Consider the following 26064-nt stretch of genomic DNA (forward strand, 5'->3'; position numbering starts at 1 on the left):
GGTAGCAAATGATGAGTGAATGGATTGTATCAATCTTATTATTAATTGGTGGTTGCTTTATTCTTATAGGTTCAATCGGACTTGTGAAAATGCCTGACTTTTTTATGCGCCTGCACGGCCCAACTAAAGCAACAACGCTTGGCATGGCATCACTGCTAATTGCTGCCATGGTGTATTTTAGCTACACCCACGATGGCATCAGTGTGAAAGAAATTTTGATTTCAATTTTCTTACTGATCACCGCACCTATTAGCGGCTATATGCTGATCAAATCAGCCATCCACCACAAGCTTCGTGCTAAAGATGGCACCAAGGGCCTCGATAACATCGAAGAAGATTAATACTAGCTCGCAACAATAGTTAAGCGAATTGGTGTGATATCTGAGTAACCAGAACAATGTGATCTACTACTGTGGCTTTTATTGCGCTCGTAGATCGCATAAAATGCCCCGTCATTTAGTACAGTAGGTAAATAGAGCATTATGCGAGTAGCACTTGGAGTAGAGTACAACGGCGCGCGTTACAGTGGTTGGCAACGTCAATCACACGTCAATAGCGTACAACAAGAAGTAGAAACGGCGTTGTCGCGTATTTGTAATCATCCAGTCGAAATAGTTTGTGCAGGCCGCACCGATGCGGGTGTACATGGCACTGGGCAGGTGATCCATTTTGATACTCACGCTGAGCGTGAAATGGTCGCGTTTACGATGGGTATGAATACCTTACTGCCAAAAGATATTGCTATTCGCTTTGCCAAGCCTGTAAGCGAAGACTTTCATGCTCGTTTTAGTGCCACAGCGCGTCGTTATCGCTATGTGATTTATAATTACACCTATCGCGGCGCTATCATGAGTGAAGGGGTGACCCATTTTCATCACCCATTAGACGAAACTAAAATGCAAGAAGCCTGTCAGTATTTAATAGGTGAGCATGATTTTACTTCGTTTAGAGCACTACACTGCCAAGCCAATACAGCTAATCGTACTATTCACCATTTATCGGTAAAACGCCAAGGTGATTATGTGATCATTGATATCAAAGCCAATGCGTTTTTACATCACATGGTACGAAACATTACCGGGTGTTTGATGGACATTGGTCTTCATAAGCATGAACCTGTGTGGTTAAAAGAATTACTTGATTTAAAAGAGCGCGCTAAGGCAAGTGCAACAGCAAAAGCCGCTGGCCTTTACTTAGTTGACGTGGATTACCCAGAACATTTTGGCATTCCTAAAACACCATTAGGGCCTTTGTTTTTACCTGATTCAGACGGTTAGACTTTAGTGGACTACTACTAAGACCAGTTTTTTATATCGTCTGCGGGTAATTCATGTTTTAATTGAAAAAATCTGTCTGTTTATTTGTTATCAGAAACACAAGCGAGTGTTTCCAATTAAACAGACTGCGACACAGAACAGCATTAAGAGAGTTGCAAATGAGTTGGTTAGAAAAAATCTTACCTAAAACGACTAAATCATCAGGTCGTAAAGAAATCCCAGAAGGGGTTTGGGCTAAGTGTACAGACTGTGATTCAATTTTATATAAAGCAGAACTAGAAAAAGCACTCAACGTGTGTCCTAAGTGTGATCACCACATGCGTTTAAGTGGCCGTAAACGTCTTGAAAACTTTTTAGATGATGCTGATCGCCAAGAAATTGGTGCAGAGCACGAACCAAAAGACGTATTAAAGTTTAAAGATTCTAAAAAATATTCTGACCGTATTACCCAAGCACAAAAAGCAAGCGGCGAAAAAGACGCACTTGTAGCAATGAAAGGCCGCCTAAAAGGTATTCCTGTTGCTGCTGTTGCTTTTGAGTTCTCGTTTATGGGTGGTTCAATGGCGTCAGTAGTAGGTGCTCGTTTTGTTGAAGCTGTAGATCAATGCTTAGAGCACAACATGCCACTTATTTGTTTCTCTGCATCAGGCGGCGCGCGTATGCAAGAAGCACTTATGTCGTTAATGCAAATGGCTAAAACAAGTGCTGCACTTGCAAAAATGAGCGAAAAAGGCTTACCGTTTATTTCAGTATTAACTGATCCAACAATGGGTGGTGTATCTGCATCATTGGCAATGCTTGGTGATGTAAACGTTGCTGAACCTAAAGCGCTAATCGGTTTTGCGGGTCCTCGTGTAATCGAGCAAACAGTTCGTGAAACGCTTCCTGAAGGTTTCCAACGCAGTGAATTCTTGCTAGAGCATGGTGCAATCGACATGATTGTAGACCGTCGTGAAATGCGTGACACCCTTGCACGTATCTTAGCGAAATTTATGAACTTGCCTTCTACTGAACAAGAGCATAGAGTAGCGTAAATTTCAGCTTAACTGATTAAACGCTATGACAGAAATCCTTCCTAGCCAATCATCAAGCCTTGATGATTGGCTTTGTTATTTAGAAAGTGTCCATCCTGCTAATATCGAAATGGGTTTAGAGCGCGTAGAACGCGTGGCAAACCAAGTCGGCTTACTCGATACATCAAGCAAAATAATCCTCATTGCAGGCACCAACGGTAAAGGGACTACAGCCCGTTGCCTAGAAAGCTTATTACTTGCACAGGGTTACAGCGTCGGTACTTATGCTTCGCCGCATCTTATTCGTTATAACGAGCGCGTACGCATTAATGGCCAAGAGCTTGACGATCAATTCCATGTTGATGCTTTCGATATGCTTGAAAAAGGCCGTGGTGACACGCAGCTTACTTATTTTGAGTACGGTACATTAGGTGCACTGGCTATTTTCAAACGTCACGCCGTTGATTATGTGCTGCTAGAAGTGGGGCTGGGTGGCCGTTTTGATGCGACTAATATCGTGAACCCACATGCTTGTGTGATCACCACCATAGATTTAGACCATAAAGAATACCTAGGTGATACTCGAGAACTTGTTGGTTACGATAAAGCCGGTATTTTCCGTACCAACACACCAGCTATTGTTGGCGATTTAGCGATTCCGCATACAGTGACTGATCATGGTAATGAAATTAACGCTGATATGGTGTTATCAGGCCGTGACTTCATATTCACAGAAGACAGTGAAGGCTTTAACTGGCAGTACCAAGGTAAAGATTGGCGCTTAGCTAAGCCTGCTATCCCTTGTCAAAATGCAGCAACCGCGTTGACCTTACTTGCAAAGCTTGAGCTACTACCAAGCGAGCAACAAGTGCGTGATTGCTTAGCGAATCTGACTGTAGAAGGGCGCTTTCAGCAGTTAAGTGAGCAGCCGCTTATTTTTACCGATGTTGCGCATAACCCTGAGTCAGCTCGATATTTGGCACGCAAATTAAGCGTGTATAAAGATCAAGGGTTTAAAATTCATGCATTAGTCGCTATGCTTGCAGATAAAGATAAGGTGGCTGCAATGTCGGCCGTGGCAAATGTTGTTGACCAGTGGTCGTTAGCAAGTTTAGATTGTTTTCGCGGCGATAAAGTTGAGAATCTTGCTAAAGCACTAGCCGAAACCACATCAACAGCGCCTAGTACGCACTATGAGAGTGTTGAAACTGCGCTAGATACGTTATTACCAAATGTTGATGAAAACACGTTAGTGATTGTGTTCGGTTCGTTTATAACTGTGGCTGCAGCCATCAATTACTTTAAAAAATAGAGAGGAAATCGGTGAACGCAGGGTTTATTAATCGCTTAGTAGGCACCACGATTGTGGTTGTGGCGGCTATTGTCTTCATTCCAAACATTTTGGATGGTGAGAAGGTTCATTATAAAGAAGGCTTTAAAGCTATTCCTGAACGCCCTGAGTTCACTACGATAGACTTGCAAGAGGTGATTGATAATAAAGTCGCCTCTGCCGAGCAACCTTCGCAAATCCCGGTTGAAGATACGCAAGCAAACGATGCTGATCTTGTCGCAAATGAAACCCAGCAAATTGATACTGCACCGCAAATGGTTGAAGCTTCAACTGATGAGCCGGTAATTAACAAAGCTGAGCCGAAAGTTGCAGTGCAAGAGCCTGCCAAGCCAGTCGCTAAAGCCCCTGAGCCAACCCGTAAGCCAGAAGAGAACCTCACACAAATGGCTTATGTTATTCAACTGGGCAGTTTTTCTCACGCACCTAATGTGAAATCACTACAAGAAAAATTAAAAGCGAATGGTTTCAAAACCTTTACGCGTCCAATCAAAACCCCGAACGGCACACTGACAAAAGTCTTTGTAGGTCCTTCACTTAGCAAAAAAGAGTTAGAAAGTAAGCTTCCTGAGTTAAAGCAGTTAACCAAGTTAAACGGCAAAGTTACTCAGTTTGAAATTACAAAATGATCTGGTATTTTGAGTATACCTCTTATAGAATGCGCCCCAAATTAACGACTAGTTGGTTCTTATGATCTGGGTTGATTACGCCATACTTGGCATTATTGCACTATCCACTATCATCGGCTTAATACGTGGCTTTGTAAAAGAAGCAATGTCATTAGCTGTATGGGCTGGCGCATTTATCATCTCTAGTTTGTTTTACCAATATTTAGCATCCTTCCTAACAAGTATTTCAGAACCCCTTTTAAGAAATGCAGCCGCAATAGCCATATTATTCTTTGCGACACTCCTGTTGGGTGGGTTACTAAACTATATTTTAGGTGAACTTGTACAACGTACTGGTTTATCTGGCACAGACCGTGTTTTCGGCATAGTGTTTGGTGCTCTTCGTGGCGTGTTGGTCGTAAGCGCGTTACTCTTCTTTCTTGATGCTTTTACCGGTGCACCTAATACGCATTGGTGGGGCAACTCTATTTTGATTCCAGAATTTGGCTTTGTTGTTGAGTGGTTCTTCTCGTACCTCGAAAACAACTCGAGCTTTTTAAATTCTGTAAACCGTTAATCGGCGAGGATAAATTTAATGTGTGGTATCGTTGGCATAGTCGGAACTTCTCCTGTTAATCAGGCGTTATATGACGGCTTAACTGTTTTGCAACACCGCGGTCAAGATGCAGCTGGCATCATTACCATTGAAAACAACACGTTTAGCTTACGTAAAGCCAATGGCCTTGTAAAAGATGTATTTCATACCCGTCATATGAAACGTCTGCAAGGTACAATTGGTATTGGCCATGTTCGCTACCCGACAGCTGGTTCTTCTAGCTCGTCTGAAGCGCAACCTTTCTATGTTAACTCGCCATTTGGTATCGCACTTGCGCACAATGGTAACTTAACAAACGCAGAAGCATTAAAGCAGCAATTATTTTCAGAAGCTCGCCGTCATGTTAATACAACATCTGACTCTGAAATTTTACTTAACATCGTGGCACATGAGTTAAGCAAATCAAATAAGCTAAAACTTGATGCTGAAGATATCTTCACTGCGATTACTGAAGTGAATAATAAAGTAACCGGTGGTTACGCAACGATTGCAATGATCATTGGTCACGGTATTGTTGCGTTTCGTGATCCGAACGGTATTCGCCCATTAGTATTTGGTAAGCGTGAAACAGCAAATGGTACTGAGTACATGTTTGCATCAGAAAGCGTTGCTTTAAAAACAGATGGCTTTGAGTTTGTTCGTGACGTTGCACCAGGTGAAGCAATTTACGTAACTGAAGATGGTCAACTTTTCTCACAAGCGTGTGCTGAAAAAGCAACTTACTCGCCGTGTATCTTTGAGTTTGTTTACTTTGCACGCCCAGATTCAACAATTGACCGTATGTCTGTTTATGCAACACGTGTAAACATGGGTACTAAGTTAGGTGAGAAAATCGCACGTGAATGGGCTGACAAAGACATCGACGTGGTTATTCCAATTCCAGAAACATCATGTGACGTAGCACTTGAGATTGCATCAGCCCTTAACCTGCCATACCGCCAAGGTTTTGTTAAAAACCGCTACATTGGCCGTACGTTTATCATGCCAGGCCAAGAAATGCGTAAGAAGTCAGTTCGTCAAAAACTGAATGCCATTGACCGTGAGTTCAAAGGTAAAAACGTATTACTTGTTGATGACTCAATTGTTCGTGGTACAACGTCAGCGCAAATCGTTGAAATGGCCCGAGAGTCAGGTGCGAAGAACGTTTACTTCGCATCAGCAGCGCCAGAGATTCGTTTCCCGAACGTTTACGGGATTGATATGCCATCGGCAGCTGAGCTAATTGCTCATGGCCGTGAAGTTGAAGATATCAACGCCAGCATTGGTGCAGATGGTCTTATCTATCAATCGCTAGATGATTTAATCTCAGCAGTAAGCCAAGAAAACCCAGAAATCACCCGTTTTGAAACATCAGTATTTGATGGTCAATACATCACAGGTGATATCGACCAAGATTACCTAAACCACATTGACCGTTTACGTAATGATTCAGCGAAATCAACTCGTGAAAATGCGATGTCAGCAAGTTTAGAGTTACATAACCAAGAAGAAAACAGCGCTGATTAATCAGCCTTGATTTGATTGGTATAAAAAAGGAGCTTCACAGCTCCTTTTTTGTTTATGGAAAGAAAGGAAAATAACAATGAACTCAAGTAAACATAGGGTGGACAATTCCGTTAGTCCATAAAATAGCTGTCGCAGCTAAAATAATTACCAATAAAATCAGCCCGCACGTGACTACTGAACTGGCATAGATAAAACCTCGCTCTTCAGGAATATGCATTAAAATTGGCACTCCTGTATAGAGCAAGTAAACTGAGTAGGCCAGTGCTACAAGACCTACACACACCACAAACCATAGCTCAGGTAAGAATGCCGCAAATGAAGACATAAATACTGGCGTGGCAGTATACGCAGCAAGTTCTAGGGTTTGTGTAAAGGTGGGTTTTGCACCAAAGGTCACTGCCATCCAATGAGCTAAGTATGCAAGTGCAAACACGCCCGCAATTAGTGCAAAGTACATCGCAACCGCGATAAGTAATGCACTATCATGGGTTAGATATACTGCTTCACCTGCGCCAATACTCCAGCCCAAATAAACTGATGAATAGTAGCCCATGAGTGAAGGGATACAAGCAATTAATAAAATGTGCGATAAGCTATAGCGCAAGCTTTCGTGACGGTTATCAATTGTCTGCCATTCTTCGAGTGGGTGAGCGTATAAGCCCCATAAGTGGTTTAGAATCATAATTATTGCCCCTGTAAAAAAGGAATATGAGCTGCTTTATTTTTGTACAGCTTTGATTAAGTTATGGTTCAGTAATTAAATCTTGTCAAGAAGCTGAAATAATCGATATAGCCGATTAAATGTAACTCTTTAGTGCATATAGAAAATTACTTTGCACTGATGTGGGTCATGGAATGCGGGCTAATTTATGTGATAAAATCGAATTAAGATTTTTGATGAGAAGTTATTCAGTGCCTTATTCTGATTTATTAGCGCCCATTCATTCTTTTTTAAAGTGCGAAACGCCTGATGAGTGGATTGCTGCGGCAACCAAAAAAGAAAACTTAGATGTGGTTTTAATTGATCACCTAATTTGTGAATTAAAAGCAGCTCAGTCTGCGATGTTTTTAATTCGTAAGTATGCAGTTGATAAAGAAAGTAGTGATGCGTTGCTTGAGTGGTTAAAACCCTTTGAAACGCTTGTTTATAAGCGTGAAGGTGATTGGCGAGAGCTTGCAGATAAAAACAAGCTGACTAAATCAATGATCCCAAAATCGAATTCACCTTATGGGCAAGACCTTATCGATAAAATGGTGATGCTTATAAAAGAAGAGCTCCATCACTTTTATCAAGTGCTTGAGATCATGGATGAATACGGCATTGAATATAAAAGCATTACCCCATGTCGTTATGCCAAAGGAATGCTGCGCCATGTAAAAACTTACGAGCCTGATGCTTTGGTAGATAAATTAATTATCGGTGCTTACATCGAAGCCCGCTCATGCGAGCGTTTTGCTAAATTAGCCCCGCATGTTGATAAGCGCTTAGGTGACTTTTATATTTCATTATTGCGCTCTGAAGCGCGTCATTACCAAGACTATTTAACTCTTGCACAAGAAATCAGTGAGTTTGATATCACGGAGCGTGTGGAATTTTTTGGTCAGCTTGAAGCTGAGCTTATATCAACTCCTGACGAAGACTTTAAATTTCATAGTGGTGTGCCAGCTTAGGTAAGCTTTTTTGAGTACCTATGTATTACAAGTAAGCTCAGTTCCTTAAAATTTGAATTCTTATTACCGCAACTAGCGCAGGTTTCTGCTTAATAATTGAGTTAATTGACGAGTTTGCTCGTCAGTAAACTCATAGCTTTGAAGAATTTCTTCTAGTTCACCTGAAGCCACAATCGCTTTTAGACCTAAATGTAAGCTACGTTGAAATTGCATTGCTTGGGGATGATGTTTGTCGCTGATCACGTGTAAATTTTGCGTAGCTAAAGTCGGGGTAATATATTCAACTTCTACTTGCTTTGCTTGTTGTAACCGCTCGCTGTTGCTGAGCCAATACAAAGCGACTTCTTTTGTGCCTGCAACTAAATCAACGCGGCCATGTTTTAGTAGTAATAAGCTATCAATTAAGCTATAAGTGGTTGTTACAGTAAGCTCTGGGTGTTGTTCAAACTCTGGGCTAACTGCATAGTCTTCTCCTTTACTAATCGTATAGGGTTTTAGTGAATATAGTGAGCCAGTAAAAGTTATCTCGCTGCCTGCGCGTTTAAAAAGTACTGTGTGAGCTGTCGCAAGAGGTTGTGAATAAATAAAGCTTCGCGTTCTTAACTCAGTATAATAAGCTCCGAGTACTGCCACACGTCTATGTCGTTTTGCCAGTTTTAATGCTCGAGCCCATTGAGTATATTCGATAGAGGCTTTTTGATTTTGTGTTTTCAGTGCTACGATGATCACTTCATGAAGCCAGCCAGGCTTGTGTTGTTCACCAATAAAATAGGGTGGGAATGGTTCAGTGACCAATTGCCAAGTTTGGCAGTGGACTGAAAAGCTGAACAGTAAACAGCAACAGAAAAGGCTTAATCGGTTCATAAACAGAGAAGGTATTTAACATTACTGTTTACAGCATAGTTAAAAATACGCTTATTTAAAGGGCGTATGGACTAGTTTTTGTTTTTCAGGGGTAGCTCTTAAGTATGAACCTTGTTCATACCAGTCACCCAGTACAGTGCGGGTTAGCGTTTTACCATTTATATTATAGTGATGCACATTGGGGCGGTGGGTATGACCGTGGATCATATTAGCAACCTGATGCTTTTCAAACATGGCTAAAACCGCATCTTCAGTTACATCTAAAATCTCTAATGCTTTGCCAGCTTGGCTTTGTTTTGATTTTTCGCGGGCGTTGCGGGCAATTTTCTTACGATACCAAAGCGGCATAGCAAGCATTAGTTTTGGCCACCACCAACCACGGCTTTTTTTACGAAACTTTTGGTATTCAATATCTTGAGTGCACATTTCATCACCGTGCAAGATAACTGTAGGAGTTCCGTATAAATCAATAACAACTTGTTCAGGTAGTAAAGTCATACTTGCGCTTTTAGCATAGTCTTCTCGCATAATGAAATCGCGATTACCATGGATAAAAAACACCTCAGTACCACTTTCACTGACTTGGCTTAAACGTGCGGCAACACTCTTTGAAAGGTCAGTTTGATAGTCATCACCGACCCATACTTCAAAAAAATCACCCAAAATATACAGCGCATCAACGTCATCATTAATAATCTTGTTATCAAGAAAATCAAAAAATGCCGCAGTGATGTCTGGGCGGTTTTCTGTTAAATGGAGGTCGGCAATAAAATAACTTTGTTTCATGGTTACTCGCAAAAAAGCGGGCAACAGGCCCGCTTAAAAAGACTAAACGATTAAATTAGCTAACCGTTACTTTTTCGATGATGACATCTTCAAGAGGTACGTCTTGGTGGAAACCAGCGCTGCCAGTAGCAACACCTTTGATTTTGTTTACCACGTCCATACCTTCAACAACTTCTGCGAACACGCAGTAGCCCCAGCCTTGTGATGTTTCACTGCTGAAGTTTAAGAAGTCATTGTCGTTAACGTTAATGAAGAACTGCGCAGTTGCTGAGTGTGGATCCGGCGTACGTGCCATTGCTAATGTGCCCACTTTATTTGCAAGGCCGTTGTTTGCTTCATTTTCGATAGGGTTGTTTACTTCTTTTTGAACCATACCCGGCTCAAAACCACCGCCTTGTACCATAAAACCATCGATTACTCGGTGGAAGATAGTACCGTTGTAAAAGCCAGCGCTGGCATACTCTAAGAAGTTTTTAACTGTGTTTGGTGCATCGCTTTCGTGCATCTTGATTGTGATGTCACCAAAGTTTGTGTGTAGTACAACCATGAGGTTTCCTATATCAGGTTTAATAATGGGGCTATTTTATAGTAGTTGTGTTTGATTAACAAAGAGCTTGTTTAAAACGATTAACAAACTGCTTATTCAATTGATAAAGCGCTAGAGCAGCGGCTTTGCAAGTGTTACCATAGAGAATCTCGAAACACCGTTAAGGACATTTTATAAATGGTACAAATTTACAACACACTTACGCGACAAAAAGAGCAGTTTAAACCCCTTGTTGATGGCAAAATCGACATGTACGTGTGTGGTATCACCATTTATGATTACTGTCACATCGGTCATGCTCGTACTTTCGTTGGTTTTGACGTGATTGTTCGTTACCTACGCCACATTGGTTACGATTTAAAATATGTTCGTAACATCACAGATGTTGATGACAAAATCATTAAGCGTGCTAACGAAAATGGTGAGTCAATTAATGACTTAACGACTCGTATGACTAAAGCCATGCATGAAGATTTCGACAGCTTAAATATGCTGCGTCCGGATGTTGAGCCTACAGTAACAAACCATATGGATGAAATCATCGCGATGGTTGAGCGTCTAATTGCCAAAGGCCATGCGTATGTTGCTGCAGATGGTGATGTATTGTTTGACGTATCAACCTTTGAGCAATATGGTGCTTTATCACAACAAGACCTAACCATGCTACAGGCTGGTTCACGTGTTGAAGTTGCACAAGATAAGCAAGATCCACTTGATTTCGTGCTTTGGAAAAAAGCCAAGCCAGAAGAGCCGTCATGGTCTTCACCATGGGGTGAGGGTCGTCCTGGTTGGCATATCGAATGTTCAGCAATGAGCTCTAAGCACTTAGGCGAACATTTTGATATTCACGGTGGTGGTTCAGATTTACAGTTCCCGCACCATGAAAACGAAATTGCTCAGTCATGCTGTGCAAATAACGGCAAATACGTGAATACGTGGATCCACACAGGTATGGTACAGGTTAATAAAGAGAAGATGTCTAAGTCATTAAACAACTTTTTTACCGTACGTGACGTATTAAAAGAGTACGATGCTGAATCAGTTCGTTATTTCTTAATTTCAGGTCATTACCGTAGCCAGCTTAACTATTCGCAAGAAAACCTTGAGCAAGCACGTTCGTCACTTGAACGTATTTACACTGCATTGCGTGGCGTAACGCCAATCGAGTGCGATTTAGCTAGCAATGAATATGTGGCTAAATTCAGAAAAGCGATGGATGATGACTTTAACACACCAGAAGCACTACCCGTGTTATTTGAACTAGCAAAAGAGCTAAACCGTGTTAAAGACAGCGATGCAGAGCAAGCTGGTAAGCTCGCTTATGTACTGCGCAGTGTTGCAGAGGTACTAGGCGTTGCACAACAAGACCCAGAAGCCTTTTTACAAGGTGGCCAAGCTGATGATGAAGTAGCACACATCGAAGCGTTAATAGCAAAACGTAATGAAGCCCGCGCAAACAAAGATTGGGCGGCAGCTGATGAAGCCCGCGATGCATTGAATGCACTTGGTGTGGTACTCGAAGATTCTGCTGGTAAAACAACGTGGCGTAAAGCCTAAGTATCCATCGAAAGATAACTCATTAAAAAAGGTTGCCTACGAGGCAACCTTTTTTGTTTTTAATTAGATACAGCTATTGACCTCAACTGCACTTGAGCTTTTACCTTGCCATCTCTTCGTATTAACAAGGACAGACATTGAATATTTTACTTGCCATGATCCCCGCCTTTTTATGGGGCACCACCTATGCAGTAACCAAATATGCCACACCTGATTGGCCGCCACTTTTATTAGGCGCATTGCGTGCACTACCTGCAGGGTTGTTACTTTTATTACTTAAACCTAGTTTGCCAACCCGTTCGCAGTGGCCAAGTTTGTTAACGCTAGGTGCTGTGAATATCGCGTTGTTTTTTGCCTTTATTTTTATCATGGCAGTAAACCTTCCTGCAGCTATAGCTGGGGTAGGGATGGTGTCTGTGCCGGTTGTTGCTTTGATATATGCTTGGCTTACTAAAGGACAGCGCCCTGCAAAAATTCAAGCATTCTGTGCTATGGCGCTGGTGGTATTGGCATGGTTGTTGTTTGACCCAGCACACGTGTCATTAAATGTATTGGGAGTGGCTGCTTTATTTGGGGCCTTACTGACTATTGTGATTGGTAGCACCTTGGTACAGAGTTTGTCGGTGCATATTCATTGGTGGGTTGTGCTTACCTGGCAGTTAATCATTGGCGGCACTATTTTATTATTGGCTGCGTTTATTGATGGCAGTTTACTTCACCCAGAACAATACCAAGTGGTATTTGAGCCTATCTCAGCGCTGCAATATTCGGCATTATTTTGGTTAATCGTGCCCAATACTGCCATCGCTTATATTCTGTATGTTTGGTTATTAGGACGCATGACTGTAGCTGAGTTTTCATTCGGAACGATAGCTAACCCAATTGCGGGAATCGTATGCGCTGTTTTACTCATAAACGAACAATATCAAGACTGGCAATACCTATTGATGTTTATGATGATTGTGTTTTCAGTGCTCCCCCAGATGTTAAAGCTCAGACTGTTCAAACTACAAAAAACTTAAAATCAAAAAAGGCTGCCAATTGGCAGCCTTTTGCAATAATTTAGCTCTTCTTAGCTGTGGTACTTTTCACACGCTTCAAGGGTGTTTTCGATTAAGCTTGCCACAGTCATTGGACCAACACCACCTGGTACTGGTGTAATGAAATGTGCTTTTTGTTCAGCGATATCGTATTCAACATCACCAACAAGCTTGCCAGATTCAAGGCGGTTAATACCTACATCGATTACGATAGCACCTTCTTTAACCCAATCACCCGGAATAAACTCAGGTTTACCCACCGCTACAACTAATAAATCGGCGCGGCGAACATGCGTTTCTAAATCTTGAGTAAACTTATGACACACCGTTGTTGTACAGCCTGCAAGTAAAAGCTCAAGTGACATAGGACGACCAACAATGTTTGATGCACCAACAACAACTGCGTGCATACCTTTGTAGCGAACACCGGTAGAGTCAAGTAGGGTGATAATCCCTTTTGGCGTACAAGGGCGAAGTGCCGGCATACGCTGAGCTAAACGACCAATGTTATAAGGGTGGAAACCATCAACATCTTTATGTGGTGTGATGCGTTCAAGAATTTTTTCAGCATCAAGACCTTGTGGTAAAGGTAACTGTACTAAGATACCGTCTACTTCTTTGTCTTCGTTTAGTTGATCTATTAATGCAAGTAAGTCTTGCTCAGTTGTGTCGCCAGGTAAATCGTAAGACTTAGATACAAAGCCGACTTCTTCACATGCTTTACGTTTAGAACCAACATACACTTGGCTAGCTGGATCTTGACCAACTAACACAACTGCTAGTCCTGGAGCGCGTAATCCATTCGCTACACGCTCTGCAACTCGCTCTGCTACATTGCTGCGTACTTGTTTAGCTATTGCCTTACCATCGATGATGTTTGCCGTCATGGGTGACCTTTAATTGGGGTTAGTTAACTTGATACTGATACATCTAAATATGATTATCCAATAAAGGGGGCGTGGATACACAAATCATGTTTGTTTGATCATATTTATTTATGCTGCGTATTTTCGCAGAAAAGCATCATAGCGCCAAGATGCAATCTTATATAAAGCGCTACTTTATAAAAAAGAGTTCAAATTTTAGCTTATATTTGCAATATTTAACCATTATGAACTAAAAGTGACCGATTGAATTATTTTCTTAAAAAAATGTTTGACCTGACTCGGTCAAATCACTATTATGCACCCCGTTGTTAACGAGGTCACTCGCAAACAACAGTAAGCATCGGCGATTAGCGCAGTTTGGTAGCGCACTTGGTTTGGGTCCAAGGGGTCGCAGGTTCAAATCCTGCATCGCCGACCACTTCTTCTTTAAGAAGCGGCGCTTACAGGCAAACTTATGAAGTTTTCGATGCGCCCGTAGCTCAGCTGGATAGAGCAACGCCCTTCTAAGGCGTTGGTCGAAGGTTCGAATCCTTCCGGGTGCGCCATTTGAAAATATGTAAATACCGTGGTGATTGTAGCTCAGTTGGTAGAGCCCCGGATTGTGATTCCGGTTGTCGTGGGTTCGAGCCCCATCAGTCACCCCAATTTACTCTAAGATATCGGCGATTAGCGCAGTTTGGTAGCGCACTTGGTTTGGGTCCAAGGGGTCGCAGGTTCAAATCCTGCATCGCCGACCACTTTTAGAAAGTTCAAGGTCAAAGAACGATTGGTTTGGGTATATCCAATTCAGTCGAAGGTGTAAATTTTGCATCGCCGACCACTTCTTAAGCGGTATTTATTTTCAAAACTTCTCTCAGTATCGGCGATTAGCGCAGTTTGGTAGCGCACTTGGTTTGGGTCCAAGGGGTCGCAGGTTCAAATCCTGCATCGCCGACCACTTTTAAAGAATTATGGTCAAAGAACGATTGGTTTGGGTATATCCAATTCAGTCTCAGGTTCAAATCCTGCATCGCCGACCACTTCTAAATTTCTAAACACATCCTTTAATTCAGCTTAATTCTCCTTTGTTATTTTGTTGCGTTCGTTTTTTACGCATTTAAACGCTGATTGCTGCTATATACGCCAAATAATTGCCCCCCAGACTCGACTATCATAAATATTAGGTTATAATGCCGCGTCTATTGTTTAACATAGTGCCCATAGGGGCAAAGCAGCAATGGTATCTCATGGTTACAATGCGCCGTTTTAAGTTGAAATTTTCAGCGTTAAAACTTGCTATCACTCATGGAGATCACCTTGTTTGTAAGGAAGGCGAACAGTCGCCAAAATTGAAGATTGAGGTAAATCATGCAAGTTTCTGTTGAGACGACTCAAGGCCTTGAGCGCCGTCTGACCATCACCGTTCCTGCAGAGAACGTTGAGACTGAAGTAAAAAAACGCTTACAACAACTGTCTAAAACCCAGCGTATCGATGGTTTCCGTCCTGGTAAAGTACCAGCGTCTATCATCAACAAGCGTTACGGTGCTGCAGTACGTCAAGAAGTTGCTGGCGAATTAATGCAACGCAACTACATCGAAGCAATCGTTTCTGAAAAAATTAACCCAGCTGGTTCACCTACTTTCGCTCCTAAAGCGTTAGAAGCTGGTAAAGATTTAGAATTCGATGCAACTTTCGAAGTTTACCCAGAAGTTGAAATCCAAGGTTTAGATAAAATCGCTGTTGAAAAGCCAGCTGTATCTGTAACTGACGAAGACCTAGCTAACATGCTAGAAACTCTACGTAAGCAACACGCTTCTTGGGCTGAAGTTGACGCAGCTGCTGGCGAGAACGATCGTGTAACTATCGACTTCGTTGGTTCTATCGAAGGCGAAGAGTTCGAAGGCGGTAAAGCTGAAGACTTCCCACTAGAACTTGGTCAAGGTCGTATGATCCCAGGTTTCGAAGACAACATCGTTGGCAAAAAAGCGGGCGAAGAAGTTGTTGCTGAAGTAACTTTCCCTGAAGAGTACCACGCTGAAAACCTTAAAGGTAAAGCAGCTACTTTCGCAATCACTGTTAAGAAAGTTGAAACTCAAGAGCTTCCTGAGCTTAACGACGAGTTCGCAACTAAATTCGGTGTAGCTGAAGGCGGTGTTGACGCTCTTAAAGAAGAAGTTAAAAAGAACATGACACGTGAGCTTGACCAAGCAGTTAAAGCTAACGTTAAAGATCAAGCTATCAAAGGTCTTTTAGCTAACAACGAAATCGAAGTGCCAAAAGCGCTAGTAGATCAAGAAATTGATGCACTACGTCAGCAAGCTGCACAACGTTTCGGTGGCGACGCTAAAAACATGCCTGAGCTTCCAGCTGAATTATTCCACGAGCAAGCTGTAACTCGCGTTAAGACTGGCCTATTACTAGGTGAAGTAATCAAAGCGAACGAGCTTAAAGTTGACGACGCTAAAGTTGAAGAGTTAATCGCAACTGTAGCTTCTGCATACGAAGATCCAACTGAAGTAGTAGAGTACTACAAAGCAAACGATCAGCTTATGCAGCAAATGCGCAACGTAGCGATGGAAGAGCAAGCAGTTGAAGCTATCCTAGCTAAAGCAAACGTGACTGACGTTGAAAAAGCATTCGACGACATCATGAATCCACAGCAAGGTGCTTAATAAGTCATTGACTTAAGCTCTCGCTAGCGATTAAATGGCTCGTGTTACCCTGTATTTATACAGCGTACTCGGGCCATTTTAGTTTGTGGTATCAGTTTCAAAAAAACCAACAATACTGATGTTATTTCAGAACTTTTTTCGACGAGGATTGAATTTGTTCTGATAAGTTCCTATATAGTTATAAAGATTGAATAGACAGCTTAATTTACATTAGTATAAATGTGCTTTCCTTATAGTAAGGATGAGTCGCAGCGGATAAGGAATTAAATAAGAATGAATAGCGGTATGATAGACCCTCTAAACGCACTAGTCCCTATGGTTGTTGAACAAACAGCTAAAGGTGAGCGCTCATATGATATTTACTCACGTCTTTTAAAAGAGCGCATTATTTTCTTAACTGGCCAAGTAGAAGATAACATGGCTAATTTGATTCTTGCGCAAATGCTGTTTTTAGAATCAGAAAACCCAGAAAAAGATATTTATCTTTATATCAATTCGCCAGGCGGTTCTGTGACTGCGGGTATGGCAATTTACGATACAATGAATTTTATCAAGCCTGATGTAAGCACAATTTGTGTTGGCCAAGCGGCAAGCATGGGTGCATTTTTGCTATCAGGTGGTGCTAAAGGTAAGCGTTTTTGTTTACCTAACTCACGTGTAATGATCCACCAACCATTAGGTGGTTTCCAAGGTCAGGCATCTGACTTTGAAATTCATGCCCGTGAAATCTTATCAATTAAAGATAAGCTAAACCGTTTAATGGCTGAACATACTGGCCAGCCACTCGATGTGGTTTCTCGTGATACCGATCGCGACAACTTCATGAGCGCAAGCGAAGCGGTTGAATACGGCCTAGTTGATTCAGTATTTTCAAGCCGCGAATCGAAGTAATCTGAATAGCTAATAATAACGTATTGTTAGCTATCACCCTTTACTATGCGAAAACTAATATTCTTTGATATAGTTAAACATAGTGAATTAGCAGTGGCCTAGTGCTACTGCCAACGTAATAAATGAGGTAGCTGAATGTCTGACACTCCTACAGACGGCGACAAAAGTAATAAATTGTTATACTGCTCTTTCTGCGGCAAAAGCCAGCACGAAGTTCGCAAACTAATTGCTGGTCCTTCAGTATATATTTGCGATGAATGTGTTGAGCTGTGTAACGATATTATCAGGGAAGAAATCAAAGACATTGCGCCGAAGCATAATGCGTCTGATAAACTGCCTGTGCCGAAAGAAATTCGTAATCACTTAGATGATTACGTGATTGGCCAAGACCACGCGAAAAAAGTGCTGTCGGTTGCGGTATACAATCACTACAAACGTTTACGCAATCAAACAATCAATGCGGATATTGAGCTTGGTAAGAGTAATATTCTACTAATCGGTCCTACAGGTAGTGGTAAAACATTACTTGCTGAAACCATGGCCCGTTTACTTGATGTACCATTCACGATGGCGGATGCAACGACACTAACTGAAGCAGGTTATGTAGGTGAAGACGTTGAAAACATCATTCAAAAGCTACTGCAAAAATGTGATTACGACGTAGAAAAAGCACAACGTGGTATTGTTTACATCGATGAAATCGACAAGATTTCTCGTAAGTCTGACAATCCATCGATCACCCGTGACGTATCGGGCGAAGGTGTACAACAAGCCTTACTTAAGCTAATTGAAGGGACGGTTGCATCTGTACCACCACAAGGCGGCCGTAAGCATCCACAGCAAGAATTCTTGCAAGTTGATACATCTAAGATCCTATTTATCTGTGGCGGTGCGTTTGCAGGCCTAGATAAAGTGATTGAACAACGCAGCCATAAAAATACCGGTATTGGTTTTGGTGCTGAAGTTAAGCAATCATCAGGTAGCCGTAGCTTAAGTGAAACATTTAAAGATGTTGAACCAGAAGATTTAGTGAAATACGGTTTAATCCCTGAGTTCATTGGTCGTCTTCCAGTTGTTGCGACATTAACTGAACTAGATGAAGCAGCGCTTATTCAAATTCTTAGCGAACCAAAAAATGCATTAACTAAACAGTTCTCTGCATTGTTTGCGATGGAAGATGTTGAGCTTGAGTTCCGCGAAGATGCACTTAGCGCAATTGCTCATAAAGCAATGGAGCGTAAGACTGGTGCTCGTGGCTTACGTTCAATCGTTGAAGGCGTATTACTTGATACTATGTATGAATTACCTTCGATGGATGATGTTAGCAAAGTGGTTATTGATGAAACCGTTATTAAAGGTGAGTCAGACCCAATTTTGATTTACCAAAGCGGTAACCAAGACAAAGCTGCATCAGAATAAAGCTGTAATAGTTTAAAAGTTAAGCAGTTGAACACGAAAAAGGAGCCAAAGGCTCCTTTTTTTATAAATATGTTGAACTTTCCCTTACATATCCCCATATACTTGAGTAATCTTTAAAATAAATGAAGTGCGAAGAGAATATAATGACGCTTGAGAGAACAGATCGAGTCGAAATCCCCGTGTTGGCACTGCGCGATGTAGTGGTTTATCCACACATGGTGATCCCGCTATTTGTTGGTCGTGAAAAATCAATAAAATGCCTAGAAGCGGCGATGGACAAGGACAAACAAATTTTCCTAGTGGCGCAAAAAGACGCCTCTGTTGATGATCCGCAGCAAGATGATATCTACCGTGTTGGCACCATTGCCACAGTACTTCAGTTATTAAAGTTACCTGATGGCACCGTTAAAGTGCTTGTTGAAGGCACACAACGTGCAAGCGTTGAAACGTTTTTAGATAACGATGATTTCTTTGTGGCTGAAGCACAGTTCATCGAATCAAGCCATATCGACGAGCAAGAACAAGATATCTTTATTCGCAGCGCAATTAGCCAATTTGAAGGCTATGTAAAGCTTAATAAGAAGATCCCACCTGAAGTACTTACTTCTGTGTCTGGCATTGATGAAGCTGCGCGTCTTGCTGATACCATGGCAGCACACATGCCGCTTAAGGTACCTGAAAAGCAAAAAGTGCTTGAGATTGCCGATGTGACTGAGCGTCTTGAATACTTAATGGCGCTGATGGAAGGCGAGATTGACTTACTGCAAGTTGAGAAAAAAATCCGTACTCGCGTGAAAAAGCAGATGGAAAAGTCGCAGCGTGAGTATTATCTCAACGAGCAAATGAAAGCGATTCAAAAAGAGCTTGGCGAACTTGATGATGTACCCGATGAATTCGAAGCAATTAAAAAACGCATCGAAGAGTCTGGTATGCCTAAAGAAGCGCAAGAGAAAGCAAACGCTGAGTTATCTAAATTAAAAATGATGTCGCCGATGTCGGCGGAAGCAACCGTCGTGCGCTCGTATATTGATACGCTAATCAATGTACCTTGGAAAAAACGCTCTAAGGTGAAAAAAGACTTAGCTGGCGCACAAAAGATTTTAGATAGTGATCATTACGGCTTAGATAAAGTTAAAGAGCGTATTATTGAGTATCTAGCGGTGCAACAACGCACTAATAAGCTTAAAGGCCCAATTTTATGTTTAGTCGGTCCTCCTGGTGTAGGTAAGACTTCGCTAGGTCAGTCAATCGCACGCTCTACAGGTCGTAAATATGTGCGTATGGCATTAGGTGGCGTTCGTGACGAAGCGGAAATCCGTGGTCACCGCCGTACTTACATTGGTTCTATGCCTGGTAAGTTAATCCAGAATATGACTAAAGTTGGTGTAAAGAACCCATTATTCTTATTAGATGAAATCGATAAGATGTCATCAGATATGCGTGGCGACCCTGCATCAGCATTACTTGAAGTACTTGATCCTGAGCAAAACAGCCATTTTGCTGATCACTACTTAGAAGTTGATTACGACCTATCTGACGTGATGTTTGTGGCAACATCAAATAGCTTTAATATCCCAGGTCCGTTATTAGACCGTATGGAAGTTATTCGCCTTTCGGGTTACACCGAAGACGAGAAGCTAAACATTGCTAAACAGCACTTGATTCCAAAACAAGTTAAGCGCAATGGTTTAAAAGAGCATGAAGTTGAAATTGCTGACAGCGCAATTATTGGCATTATCCGCTACTACACACGTGAAGCGGGCGTTCGTAACTTAGAGCGTGAAGTGTCAAAACTATGCCGTAAAGCAGTTAAAAACATCCTGCTTGATAAAGACACTAAAAAGGTCCTTATCGACGATAACAACCTTGAAGAGTTCTTAGGTGTACAACGCTTTGATTATGGTAAAGCAGAAGACGGTGACCGTATTGGCCAAGTAACGGGTCTTGCGTGGACTGAAGTAGGTGGTGATTTACTGACTATTGAATCAGCGGCTGTACCAGGTAAAGGCAAGTTAACTTACACAGGTTCGCTTGGTGATGTAATGCAAGAGTCAATTCAGGCTGCGATGACGGTTGTTCGTAATCGTGCTGAAAAACTTCGCATTAATAGCGACTTCTATGAAAAACGTGACATTCATGTTCACGTGCCAGAAGGTGCAACACCAAAAGATGGCCCAAGTGCTGGTATTGCCATGGTAACTGGTTTGGTATCGAGCTTAACGGGTAATCCAGTGCGCTCAGATGTAGCAATGACAGGTGAAATCACATTACGTGGTGAAGTATTACCAATTGGTGGCTTAAAAGAAAAGCTACTGGCAGCGCATCGTGGTGGAATTAAAACCGTTATTATACCAAAAATTAACGAACGTGACTTAAAAGAGATCCCAGACAACGTATTAGAGGGCCTTGAAATTCACCCAGTTACATGGATTGATGACGTTTTAAAACTGGCTTTGAAGCACCCAGTAGAGAGTTTTTCTGTCGAAACTGAAAAAAACCAGAAAAAAACCGCAAAAAAGTGCATTTAGGGGCTTTTCAAATGCAAAGGGTATGATAAGTTAAGCACTAGTTTTCAAGCCTAGGCCTTATGTAGCCTAGGGTTGAGAAAAATATAATAAACTGAGCATAAACTTAATTTGCTCATAAATTTTCAAAACAGTGATGTTATTTTTTATAAAAACAATCGCTCTTGATAATAACAATGAAAGAGGATGATATTGTGAATAAATCTCAATTAATCGATCAAATCGCAGCTGACGCTGACATTTCTAAAGCGGCTGCAGGTCGTGCACTAGATTCATTCATCGAGGCTGTTTCAGGCGCTCTTAAAGATGGCGATTCAGTAGCGCTAGTTGGCTTTGGTACTTTCTCTGTACGTGAGCGTGCAGCGCGTTCAGGTCGTAACCCGCAAACTGGTGAGACTATCCAGATTGCTGCAGCAAACATTCCTTCTTTCAAAGCAGGTAAAGCGCTGAAAGACGCAGTAAACTAATCATTAAAGATTAGTTGGTGAGAGATACCTAATCACACTTAAATTGAATTTAGGTAACTTATCACCAGTTACTTCAAGTGAAAAAGCGTATCTGGTAAGATACGCTTTTTTTACATGAGCAGGGTTAATTTGTACCTGATCAGAATAGAGATAGATAAATGCTTGAGAAAATCAGAGAAGGTTCGCAGGGACCTGCAGCCAAAATTATTTTAGGCGCGGTGATTTTATCTTTTGCTTTAGCTGGGATCGGTGGTTATTTAGGACAAACCACAGAGCAACCCGTTGCAGAAGTAAATGGAGTTAAAATTAGCCAAACCGAATTCAGCCGTGCATACCAAAACGAACGTAACCGTTTAGAACAACAATTTGGTGAATACTTCGCACAAATCGCTGCTGATCCAAATTACATGGCACAAATTCGCCAAGGCGTAATCGACCGTTTAGTACAACAAGAATTGCAAACTCAACTAGCGGCAGAATTAGGTCTTCGTGTAAGCGACGAAAGTGTTCGTAAAGCAATTTTAGAAATGCCTTACTTCCAAGTAGGCGGCCAGTTTAGCAACGACCGTTACTTACAAGTTATTCGTCAAATGAATTTCCAACCAGATGCTTTCCGTGAATATTTACGTGAAGATATGACACGCAGCCAATTAGTGGGTGCCGTTGCTGGTACAGATTTCATCTTAGAAAATGAATTAAACAACAGCGTTGCTCTACAACAGCAAACGCGCAGTATTGATTACTTAGTTGTTGCTAAAGAATCATTACAAGCTGGTATCGAAGTAACAGAGCAAGAAATTGTTGATTACTATGAGTTGAATCAACCGCAATTCTTAGCACCAGAGCAAGTGTCTGTAAGCTACATTGACTTAAATGCAGCGAGCTTAACGCTTGATTCAAGTGTTTCAGAAGAAGATATCAAAGCTTACTATGATCAAAACAGTGCCCAATATGTTGAGCCTGAAAAACGTCGTGTATCGCACATCTTAATTGATAACAGCGAAGACGATGATGCAGCAAAAGCGAAAGCTGAAGAGCTACTAACGCAGTTACAAAACGGTGCTGATTTTGCTGAGCTAGCTGAGTCATCTTCTGATGACGTAGTGAGTGCAGAAATGGGCGGTGACCTAGACTGGATTGAGCGTGATATGATGGACCCTGCGTTTGAAGATGCAACGTATGCTCTTGAAAACAAAGGTGACACTTCTGACGTTGTAGAATCAGAGTTTGGTTATCACATCATCAAACTTACTGATATTCAAACACAGCAAGTTAAACCATATGCTGACGTAAAAGATGAGCTTCGCGCTGAACTTGAGCGTACTAAGAAAATTAATGCGTTCTATGAAAAGCAAACTCAAATGGGTGAGCTTGCGTTCGAAATTTCAGATACTTTAATTGATGCAGCAGAAGCAGCAGGCGTTGAAGTGCAGAAAACAGAACTTGTGACTCGCAATGCATTACCTGAGCCGCTAAACAACCCACAAGTTGTTACTGCTATTTTCTCACCTGAAGTGTTAGAAGATCGCATGAACTCAGAAGTAATTGAAGTAGGTGATGAACATGCTGTTGTTGTTCGTGTAAACGATCACAAAGCTGCGACTACGAAAGCACTAGCAGATGTGTCTGAGCAAATTAAGGCGACGTTAGTTTCACAAAAAGCATCGGAGCTTGCTAAAGAAAAAGCACGTACTCTATACGCTGAGATCGAAGCTGGTAAGAGCCTAAACGAAGTTGCACAAGCTGAAGGCCTAACAGTACGCCAAGAAGCTGCACTTGCTCGTCAAGCTTACACAGTGTCACCAGCTATTGTTCAACAAGCTTTCAAAATGGCTCACCCACAAGGTGCACCAGAGGTTGAAGTTGTTGACCTAAACAATGGCGATGCGGCAATTGTTGCGCTAAAAGCAGTTAATCCAGCGACTGAAGTTGAGATTAATGAGCAACAAAAGCAAAACATCACGATGGCTCAAGTGAATAAAAACTACATGGTATTTATTGCAGCACTAAAAGCACAAGCTGAAGTGCAAGTACCAAAAGCGACTCAAGCTGCTGAATAATTAGCAAACTGAGTTAAATAAAAGGCGCCTACTGGCGCCTTTTTTGTTAACGTTAAAGGTAATGCAAGTTATAAGGAGCTTTTATGGAGTACAGTCTAATAGAGCAGCTACCAAGCGCAGAAGAATACTGTGATATGCGCCTTAAAGCTGGCTTATCAGCACGTTCATTAGCGGCTGCAAAGGCGGGGTTACCAAACTCTCTTTATGCTATTTGTATTCGTAAAAACGATGAGTTGATTGGCATGGGCCGCGTTATTGGTGATGGCGGCTGTAATTTTGAAGTGGTTGATATTGCTGTATCACCTGAATATCAAGGGCAAGGGTTAGGGCGTGTCATTATGGAACATGTTGACCGCTACATCGAATCTGCCGCTTATGAAGGTAGTTACGTCACTATGGTCGCTGACAAACCTGGCTTTTACGAAAAGCTTGGCTACAAGTTTGTCGCACCACAAAGCCAAGGGATGTATAAAAAGTTTTGATAAGAGTAAAGCTGCAAGGGGAGTGATCGAATCACTCAGTAGGAGGCGTTTTAACGCCGAATCAAACTGACAGCTTACGGCTGATAGCTCACTATCAACAGTTCAACAACTTCTGCGTTACCACCGATTGGGGGTCTTGGAAAATCGCTTCGGTTTGGCCGTATTCAACAATCTCACCGTGATCAAGTACCACAAGTTGGTCGCTAATATGACGCACCAAACTTAGGTGATGCGTAATAAGTACATAGCTAAGGCCTGTGTCTTTTTGTAGACGTAGCAATAAGTTTACCGTTTGTGCGCGTACAGACGGGTCAAGGGACGATAACGCTTCATCGAGCACGACAACCTTAGGGTCTAAAATTAAAGCCCGTGCAAGCGCTATACGTTGTAATTGACCACTACTAAACATATGCGGGTAATAGTGCTGGTGATCTAAAAGCAAGCCCACTTTTGCGAGGGTTTGCTTTATTTTATCTTCACGCTCTTCTTTGTTTAAATCAGTGTTGTACTGTAAACAGTCATTGAGCATATCGCCAATGGTTAAACCTGGATTCAAAGACGCTTCAGAGTCTTGGAAAATCAACCTAATATGGCGACAGTCGTTATCACGCAAGCCATCATTTTCGATGATATTGCCATCAAGTAGAATTTGCCCTTTATCTGCGTTATCAGCCCCAGCAAGCAATTTGGCGAGAGTACTTTTACCTGAGCCAGTTTCGCCAATAATGGCGATCGTCTCGCCTTGCCCTAAGCAAAACGAAATATCTTTTAATACAGTAAAGCTTCTACGTGAAAATAAACCGGCACGTAAATTAAAACTCTTTGATAATGCTTGAACTTTGAGTAGGGGCTGCATTATTTCATCGCCTTAATTAATGGGAAATGACAGGCGTAACTCTGGCTATGATGCTTGGTCAATTTCGGGGTAACGACACACTCTTTTTGTGCTTGTGGGCAACGTGGGCCTAAGCGGCAGCCAATAGGTAAATGTTGTAAAGTTGGAATGGTGCCTTTTAAAGCATAAAACGGCTCCTTATGGGCAAGCCCTTGCTCATAATCAGGCAAACTTTTTAACAGTGCTTGGGTATAAGGATGTCGCGGCTGGCTAAAAATTTTGTTAGTCGGCCCAGCTTCAACCATCTGACCGCAGTATAAAACATGCATGCCATGAGACCACTCTACAATTTCCTCAAGCTCGTGAGAGATCATCAAAATCGACATGTTCTTTAGCTGGTTTAAGCTTTTTAGCAGTCTAAATACCTGCGCACGCGTGGTGCTCTCAAGAGCGGTCGTTGGCTCATCGGCAATCAATAGTTTTGGGGTACGCGCAATGGCCATGGCAATCATCACTTTTTGACAAATACCTTCAGAGAGCTCATGAGGGTAGCTGTCGAGCACCTTCTTATGGTCTTTAATACCAACCTTGTGGATTAACGCTTTTACTCTGTCTTTTCGTTGTCTGTTTCGTTTTAAGAAAAAACCACTGGTTGCTTGTTCAGGTAAGGTCTCGGCAATTTGGTCGAATATCTTGGCAGTTGGATCTAGGCAGCGGCTTGGATCTTGGTAGATCATAGCAATGTCTTGACCTACGAGTTTACGGCGTTGCTCGTTAGATAAGCGCATTAAATCCACGCCACGCCAATGCATGCGGTCTGCAGTGATATGCCAACGTTTGTTTAAAACTCCAACAATGGCTTTTGCAATTAAGCTTTTACCTGAGCCAGACTCACCAACCAAAGCATGTACTTCGCCTTCTTTTAAGGTCATGCTGACTCTATCCACCGCACGAATCACGGTATCTGAAGTGCGTAACTCTATAGTGAGGTTACGAATATCGAGTAATTGCAT

General features: G+C 41.9%; 24 protein-coding genes and 5 tRNA genes. 22 read left to right on the plus strand and 7 right to left on the minus strand.

Annotated elements, in window-relative coordinates; all coding sequences use genetic code 11:
• Positions 1-8 precede the first annotated feature (8 nt).
• The 7 genes from NO991_RS12945 (at position 9) to purF (ending at position 6368) form a co-directional block, all read left to right on the plus strand.
• The gene (locus tag NO991_RS12945) at positions 9-341 is read left to right on the plus strand and encodes a Na+/H+ antiporter subunit G (RefSeq protein WP_054553163.1); all 333 of its coding nucleotides are present in this window, start codon (positions 9-11) and stop codon (positions 339-341) included.
• A 141-nt stretch (positions 342-482) separates the two neighbouring features.
• On the plus strand, positions 483-1277 hold the full coding sequence (gene truA / locus NO991_RS12950; RefSeq protein ID WP_138619867.1) for a tRNA pseudouridine(38-40) synthase TruA: 795 nt from the start codon (positions 483-485) through the stop codon (positions 1275-1277).
• Between the two features lie 158 nt (positions 1278-1435).
• Positions 1436-2311, plus strand: coding sequence for an acetyl-CoA carboxylase, carboxyltransferase subunit beta (accD, locus tag NO991_RS12955; protein ID WP_054553161.1), 876 nt, complete (start codon positions 1436-1438; stop codon positions 2309-2311).
• 25 nt (positions 2312-2336) lie between these two features.
• Entirely contained in the window at positions 2337-3602 is a 1266-nt protein-coding gene (gene folC, locus NO991_RS12960) for a bifunctional tetrahydrofolate synthase/dihydrofolate synthase (protein WP_371352106.1), read from the plus strand.
• A gap of 11 nt (positions 3603-3613) precedes the next feature.
• A complete protein-coding gene (locus NO991_RS12965) occupies positions 3614-4267 on the plus strand; it encodes an SPOR domain-containing protein (RefSeq protein WP_371352107.1) in 654 nt (217 codons plus the stop codon).
• A 61-nt stretch (positions 4268-4328) separates the two neighbouring features.
• The gene (locus NO991_RS12970; RefSeq protein ID WP_036969851.1) at positions 4329-4823 is read left to right on the plus strand and encodes a CvpA family protein; all 495 of its coding nucleotides are present in this window, start codon (positions 4329-4331) and stop codon (positions 4821-4823) included.
• 18 nt (positions 4824-4841) lie between these two features.
• Positions 4842-6368, plus strand: a complete 1527-nt coding sequence (purF, locus tag NO991_RS12975) for an amidophosphoribosyltransferase (protein ID WP_054553158.1) — start codon at positions 4842-4844, stop codon at positions 6366-6368.
• 82 nt (positions 6369-6450) lie between these two features.
• Here the strand turns inward: purF and NO991_RS12980 are convergent, their stop codons facing one another.
• Positions 6451-7050: a Yip1 family protein gene (locus NO991_RS12980; RefSeq protein WP_054553157.1), complete on the minus strand. Its 600-nt coding sequence runs from the start codon at positions 7048-7050 to the stop codon at positions 6451-6453.
• A gap of 230 nt (positions 7051-7280) precedes the next feature.
• Between NO991_RS12980 and miaE the strand changes: the two genes are divergently transcribed.
• Positions 7281-8039, plus strand: a complete 759-nt coding sequence (miaE, locus tag NO991_RS12985; protein WP_055021736.1) for a tRNA isopentenyl-2-thiomethyl-A-37 hydroxylase MiaE — start codon at positions 7281-7283, stop codon at positions 8037-8039.
• A gap of 72 nt (positions 8040-8111) precedes the next feature.
• On the opposite strand, the gene NO991_RS12990 is transcribed toward miaE, so the two are convergent.
• The 3 genes from NO991_RS12990 to NO991_RS13000 all read right to left on the minus strand — a co-directional run bounded on the left by NO991_RS12990 (position 8112) and on the right by NO991_RS13000 (position 10236).
• Positions 8112-8834, minus strand: a complete 723-nt coding sequence (locus tag NO991_RS12990; protein WP_371352108.1) for an amino acid ABC transporter substrate-binding protein — start codon at positions 8832-8834, stop codon at positions 8112-8114.
• A 120-nt stretch (positions 8835-8954) separates the two neighbouring features.
• Positions 8955-9689, minus strand: a complete 735-nt coding sequence (locus NO991_RS12995) for a UDP-2,3-diacylglucosamine diphosphatase (protein ID WP_054553155.1) — start codon at positions 9687-9689, stop codon at positions 8955-8957.
• Between the two features lie 55 nt (positions 9690-9744).
• Complete coding sequence (locus tag NO991_RS13000) at positions 9745-10236, minus strand: peptidylprolyl isomerase (protein WP_054553154.1); 492 nt, start codon at positions 10234-10236, stop codon at positions 9745-9747.
• A gap of 177 nt (positions 10237-10413) precedes the next feature.
• On the opposite strand from NO991_RS13000, the gene cysS reads away from it, so the two are divergent.
• Together cysS and NO991_RS13010 are read left to right on the plus strand one after the other, a co-directional pair.
• Complete coding sequence (cysS, locus tag NO991_RS13005) at positions 10414-11793, plus strand: cysteine--tRNA ligase (protein ID WP_054553153.1); 1380 nt, start codon at positions 10414-10416, stop codon at positions 11791-11793.
• Between the two features lie 137 nt (positions 11794-11930).
• The gene (locus tag NO991_RS13010) at positions 11931-12815 is read left to right on the plus strand and encodes a DMT family transporter (RefSeq protein ID WP_209327058.1); all 885 of its coding nucleotides are present in this window, start codon (positions 11931-11933) and stop codon (positions 12813-12815) included.
• 50 nt (positions 12816-12865) lie between these two features.
• Here the strand turns inward: NO991_RS13010 and folD are convergent, their stop codons facing one another.
• Positions 12866-13720 (minus strand): bifunctional methylenetetrahydrofolate dehydrogenase/methenyltetrahydrofolate cyclohydrolase FolD, encoded by an 855-nt coding sequence (folD, locus tag NO991_RS13015; protein WP_054553151.1) that lies wholly within the window; start codon positions 13718-13720, stop codon positions 12866-12868.
• A 341-nt stretch (positions 13721-14061) separates the two neighbouring features.
• Between folD and NO991_RS13020 the strand changes: the two genes are divergently transcribed.
• The 12 genes from NO991_RS13020 to NO991_RS13075 all read left to right on the plus strand — a co-directional run bounded on the left by NO991_RS13020 (position 14062) and on the right by NO991_RS13075 (position 24216).
• Positions 14062-14138 (plus strand) — tRNA-Pro (locus tag NO991_RS13020).
• 50 nt (positions 14139-14188) lie between these two features.
• Positions 14189-14265: transfer RNA gene (locus NO991_RS13025), tRNA-Arg, on the plus strand.
• Between the two features lie 23 nt (positions 14266-14288).
• Positions 14289-14364: transfer RNA gene (locus tag NO991_RS13030), tRNA-His, on the plus strand.
• Between the two features lie 16 nt (positions 14365-14380).
• Positions 14381-14457 (plus strand) — tRNA-Pro (locus NO991_RS13035).
• A 123-nt stretch (positions 14458-14580) separates the two neighbouring features.
• Positions 14581-14657, plus strand: a tRNA-Pro gene (locus NO991_RS13040).
• A 410-nt stretch (positions 14658-15067) separates the two neighbouring features.
• On the plus strand, positions 15068-16372 hold the full coding sequence (gene tig, locus NO991_RS13045; protein WP_054553149.1) for a trigger factor: 1305 nt from the start codon (positions 15068-15070) through the stop codon (positions 16370-16372).
• Between the two features lie 273 nt (positions 16373-16645).
• On the plus strand, positions 16646-17263 hold the full coding sequence (clpP, locus tag NO991_RS13050) for an ATP-dependent Clp endopeptidase proteolytic subunit ClpP (RefSeq protein ID WP_054553148.1): 618 nt from the start codon (positions 16646-16648) through the stop codon (positions 17261-17263).
• 135 nt (positions 17264-17398) lie between these two features.
• Complete coding sequence (clpX, locus tag NO991_RS13055; protein ID WP_054553147.1) at positions 17399-18682, plus strand: ATP-dependent protease ATP-binding subunit ClpX; 1284 nt, start codon at positions 17399-17401, stop codon at positions 18680-18682.
• A gap of 143 nt (positions 18683-18825) precedes the next feature.
• A complete protein-coding gene (gene lon / locus NO991_RS13060; protein ID WP_371352109.1) occupies positions 18826-21210 on the plus strand; it encodes an endopeptidase La in 2385 nt (794 codons plus the stop codon).
• Between the two features lie 173 nt (positions 21211-21383).
• Complete coding sequence (locus tag NO991_RS13065; protein ID WP_175580427.1) at positions 21384-21674, plus strand: HU family DNA-binding protein; 291 nt, start codon at positions 21384-21386, stop codon at positions 21672-21674.
• Positions 21675-21832: 158 nt separating this feature from the next.
• Complete coding sequence (gene ppiD / locus NO991_RS13070) at positions 21833-23734, plus strand: peptidylprolyl isomerase (RefSeq protein WP_300544854.1); 1902 nt, start codon at positions 21833-21835, stop codon at positions 23732-23734.
• A gap of 83 nt (positions 23735-23817) precedes the next feature.
• The gene (locus tag NO991_RS13075) at positions 23818-24216 is read left to right on the plus strand and encodes a GNAT family N-acetyltransferase (RefSeq protein ID WP_054553144.1); all 399 of its coding nucleotides are present in this window, start codon (positions 23818-23820) and stop codon (positions 24214-24216) included.
• A 94-nt stretch (positions 24217-24310) separates the two neighbouring features.
• Here the strand turns inward: NO991_RS13075 and NO991_RS13080 are convergent, their stop codons facing one another.
• Both NO991_RS13080 and NO991_RS13085 read right to left on the minus strand, forming a co-directional pair.
• Positions 24311-25072 carry an ATP-binding cassette domain-containing protein gene (locus tag NO991_RS13080; protein ID WP_054553143.1) on the minus strand — a complete coding sequence of 254 codons (762 nt, stop codon included), beginning with the start codon at positions 25070-25072 and terminating at the stop codon, positions 24311-24313.
• On the minus strand, positions 25072-26064 hold the full coding sequence (locus NO991_RS13085) for an oligopeptide/dipeptide ABC transporter ATP-binding protein (RefSeq protein WP_054553142.1): 993 nt from the start codon (positions 26062-26064) through the stop codon (positions 25072-25074). Before NO991_RS13085 ends, NO991_RS13080 begins: the two co-directional genes overlap by 1 nt.

Source organism: Pseudoalteromonas sp. DY56-GL22, assembly GCF_041414715.1.
GTDB classification, from domain to species: Bacteria; Pseudomonadota; Gammaproteobacteria; order Enterobacterales; family Alteromonadaceae; genus Pseudoalteromonas; species Pseudoalteromonas simplex.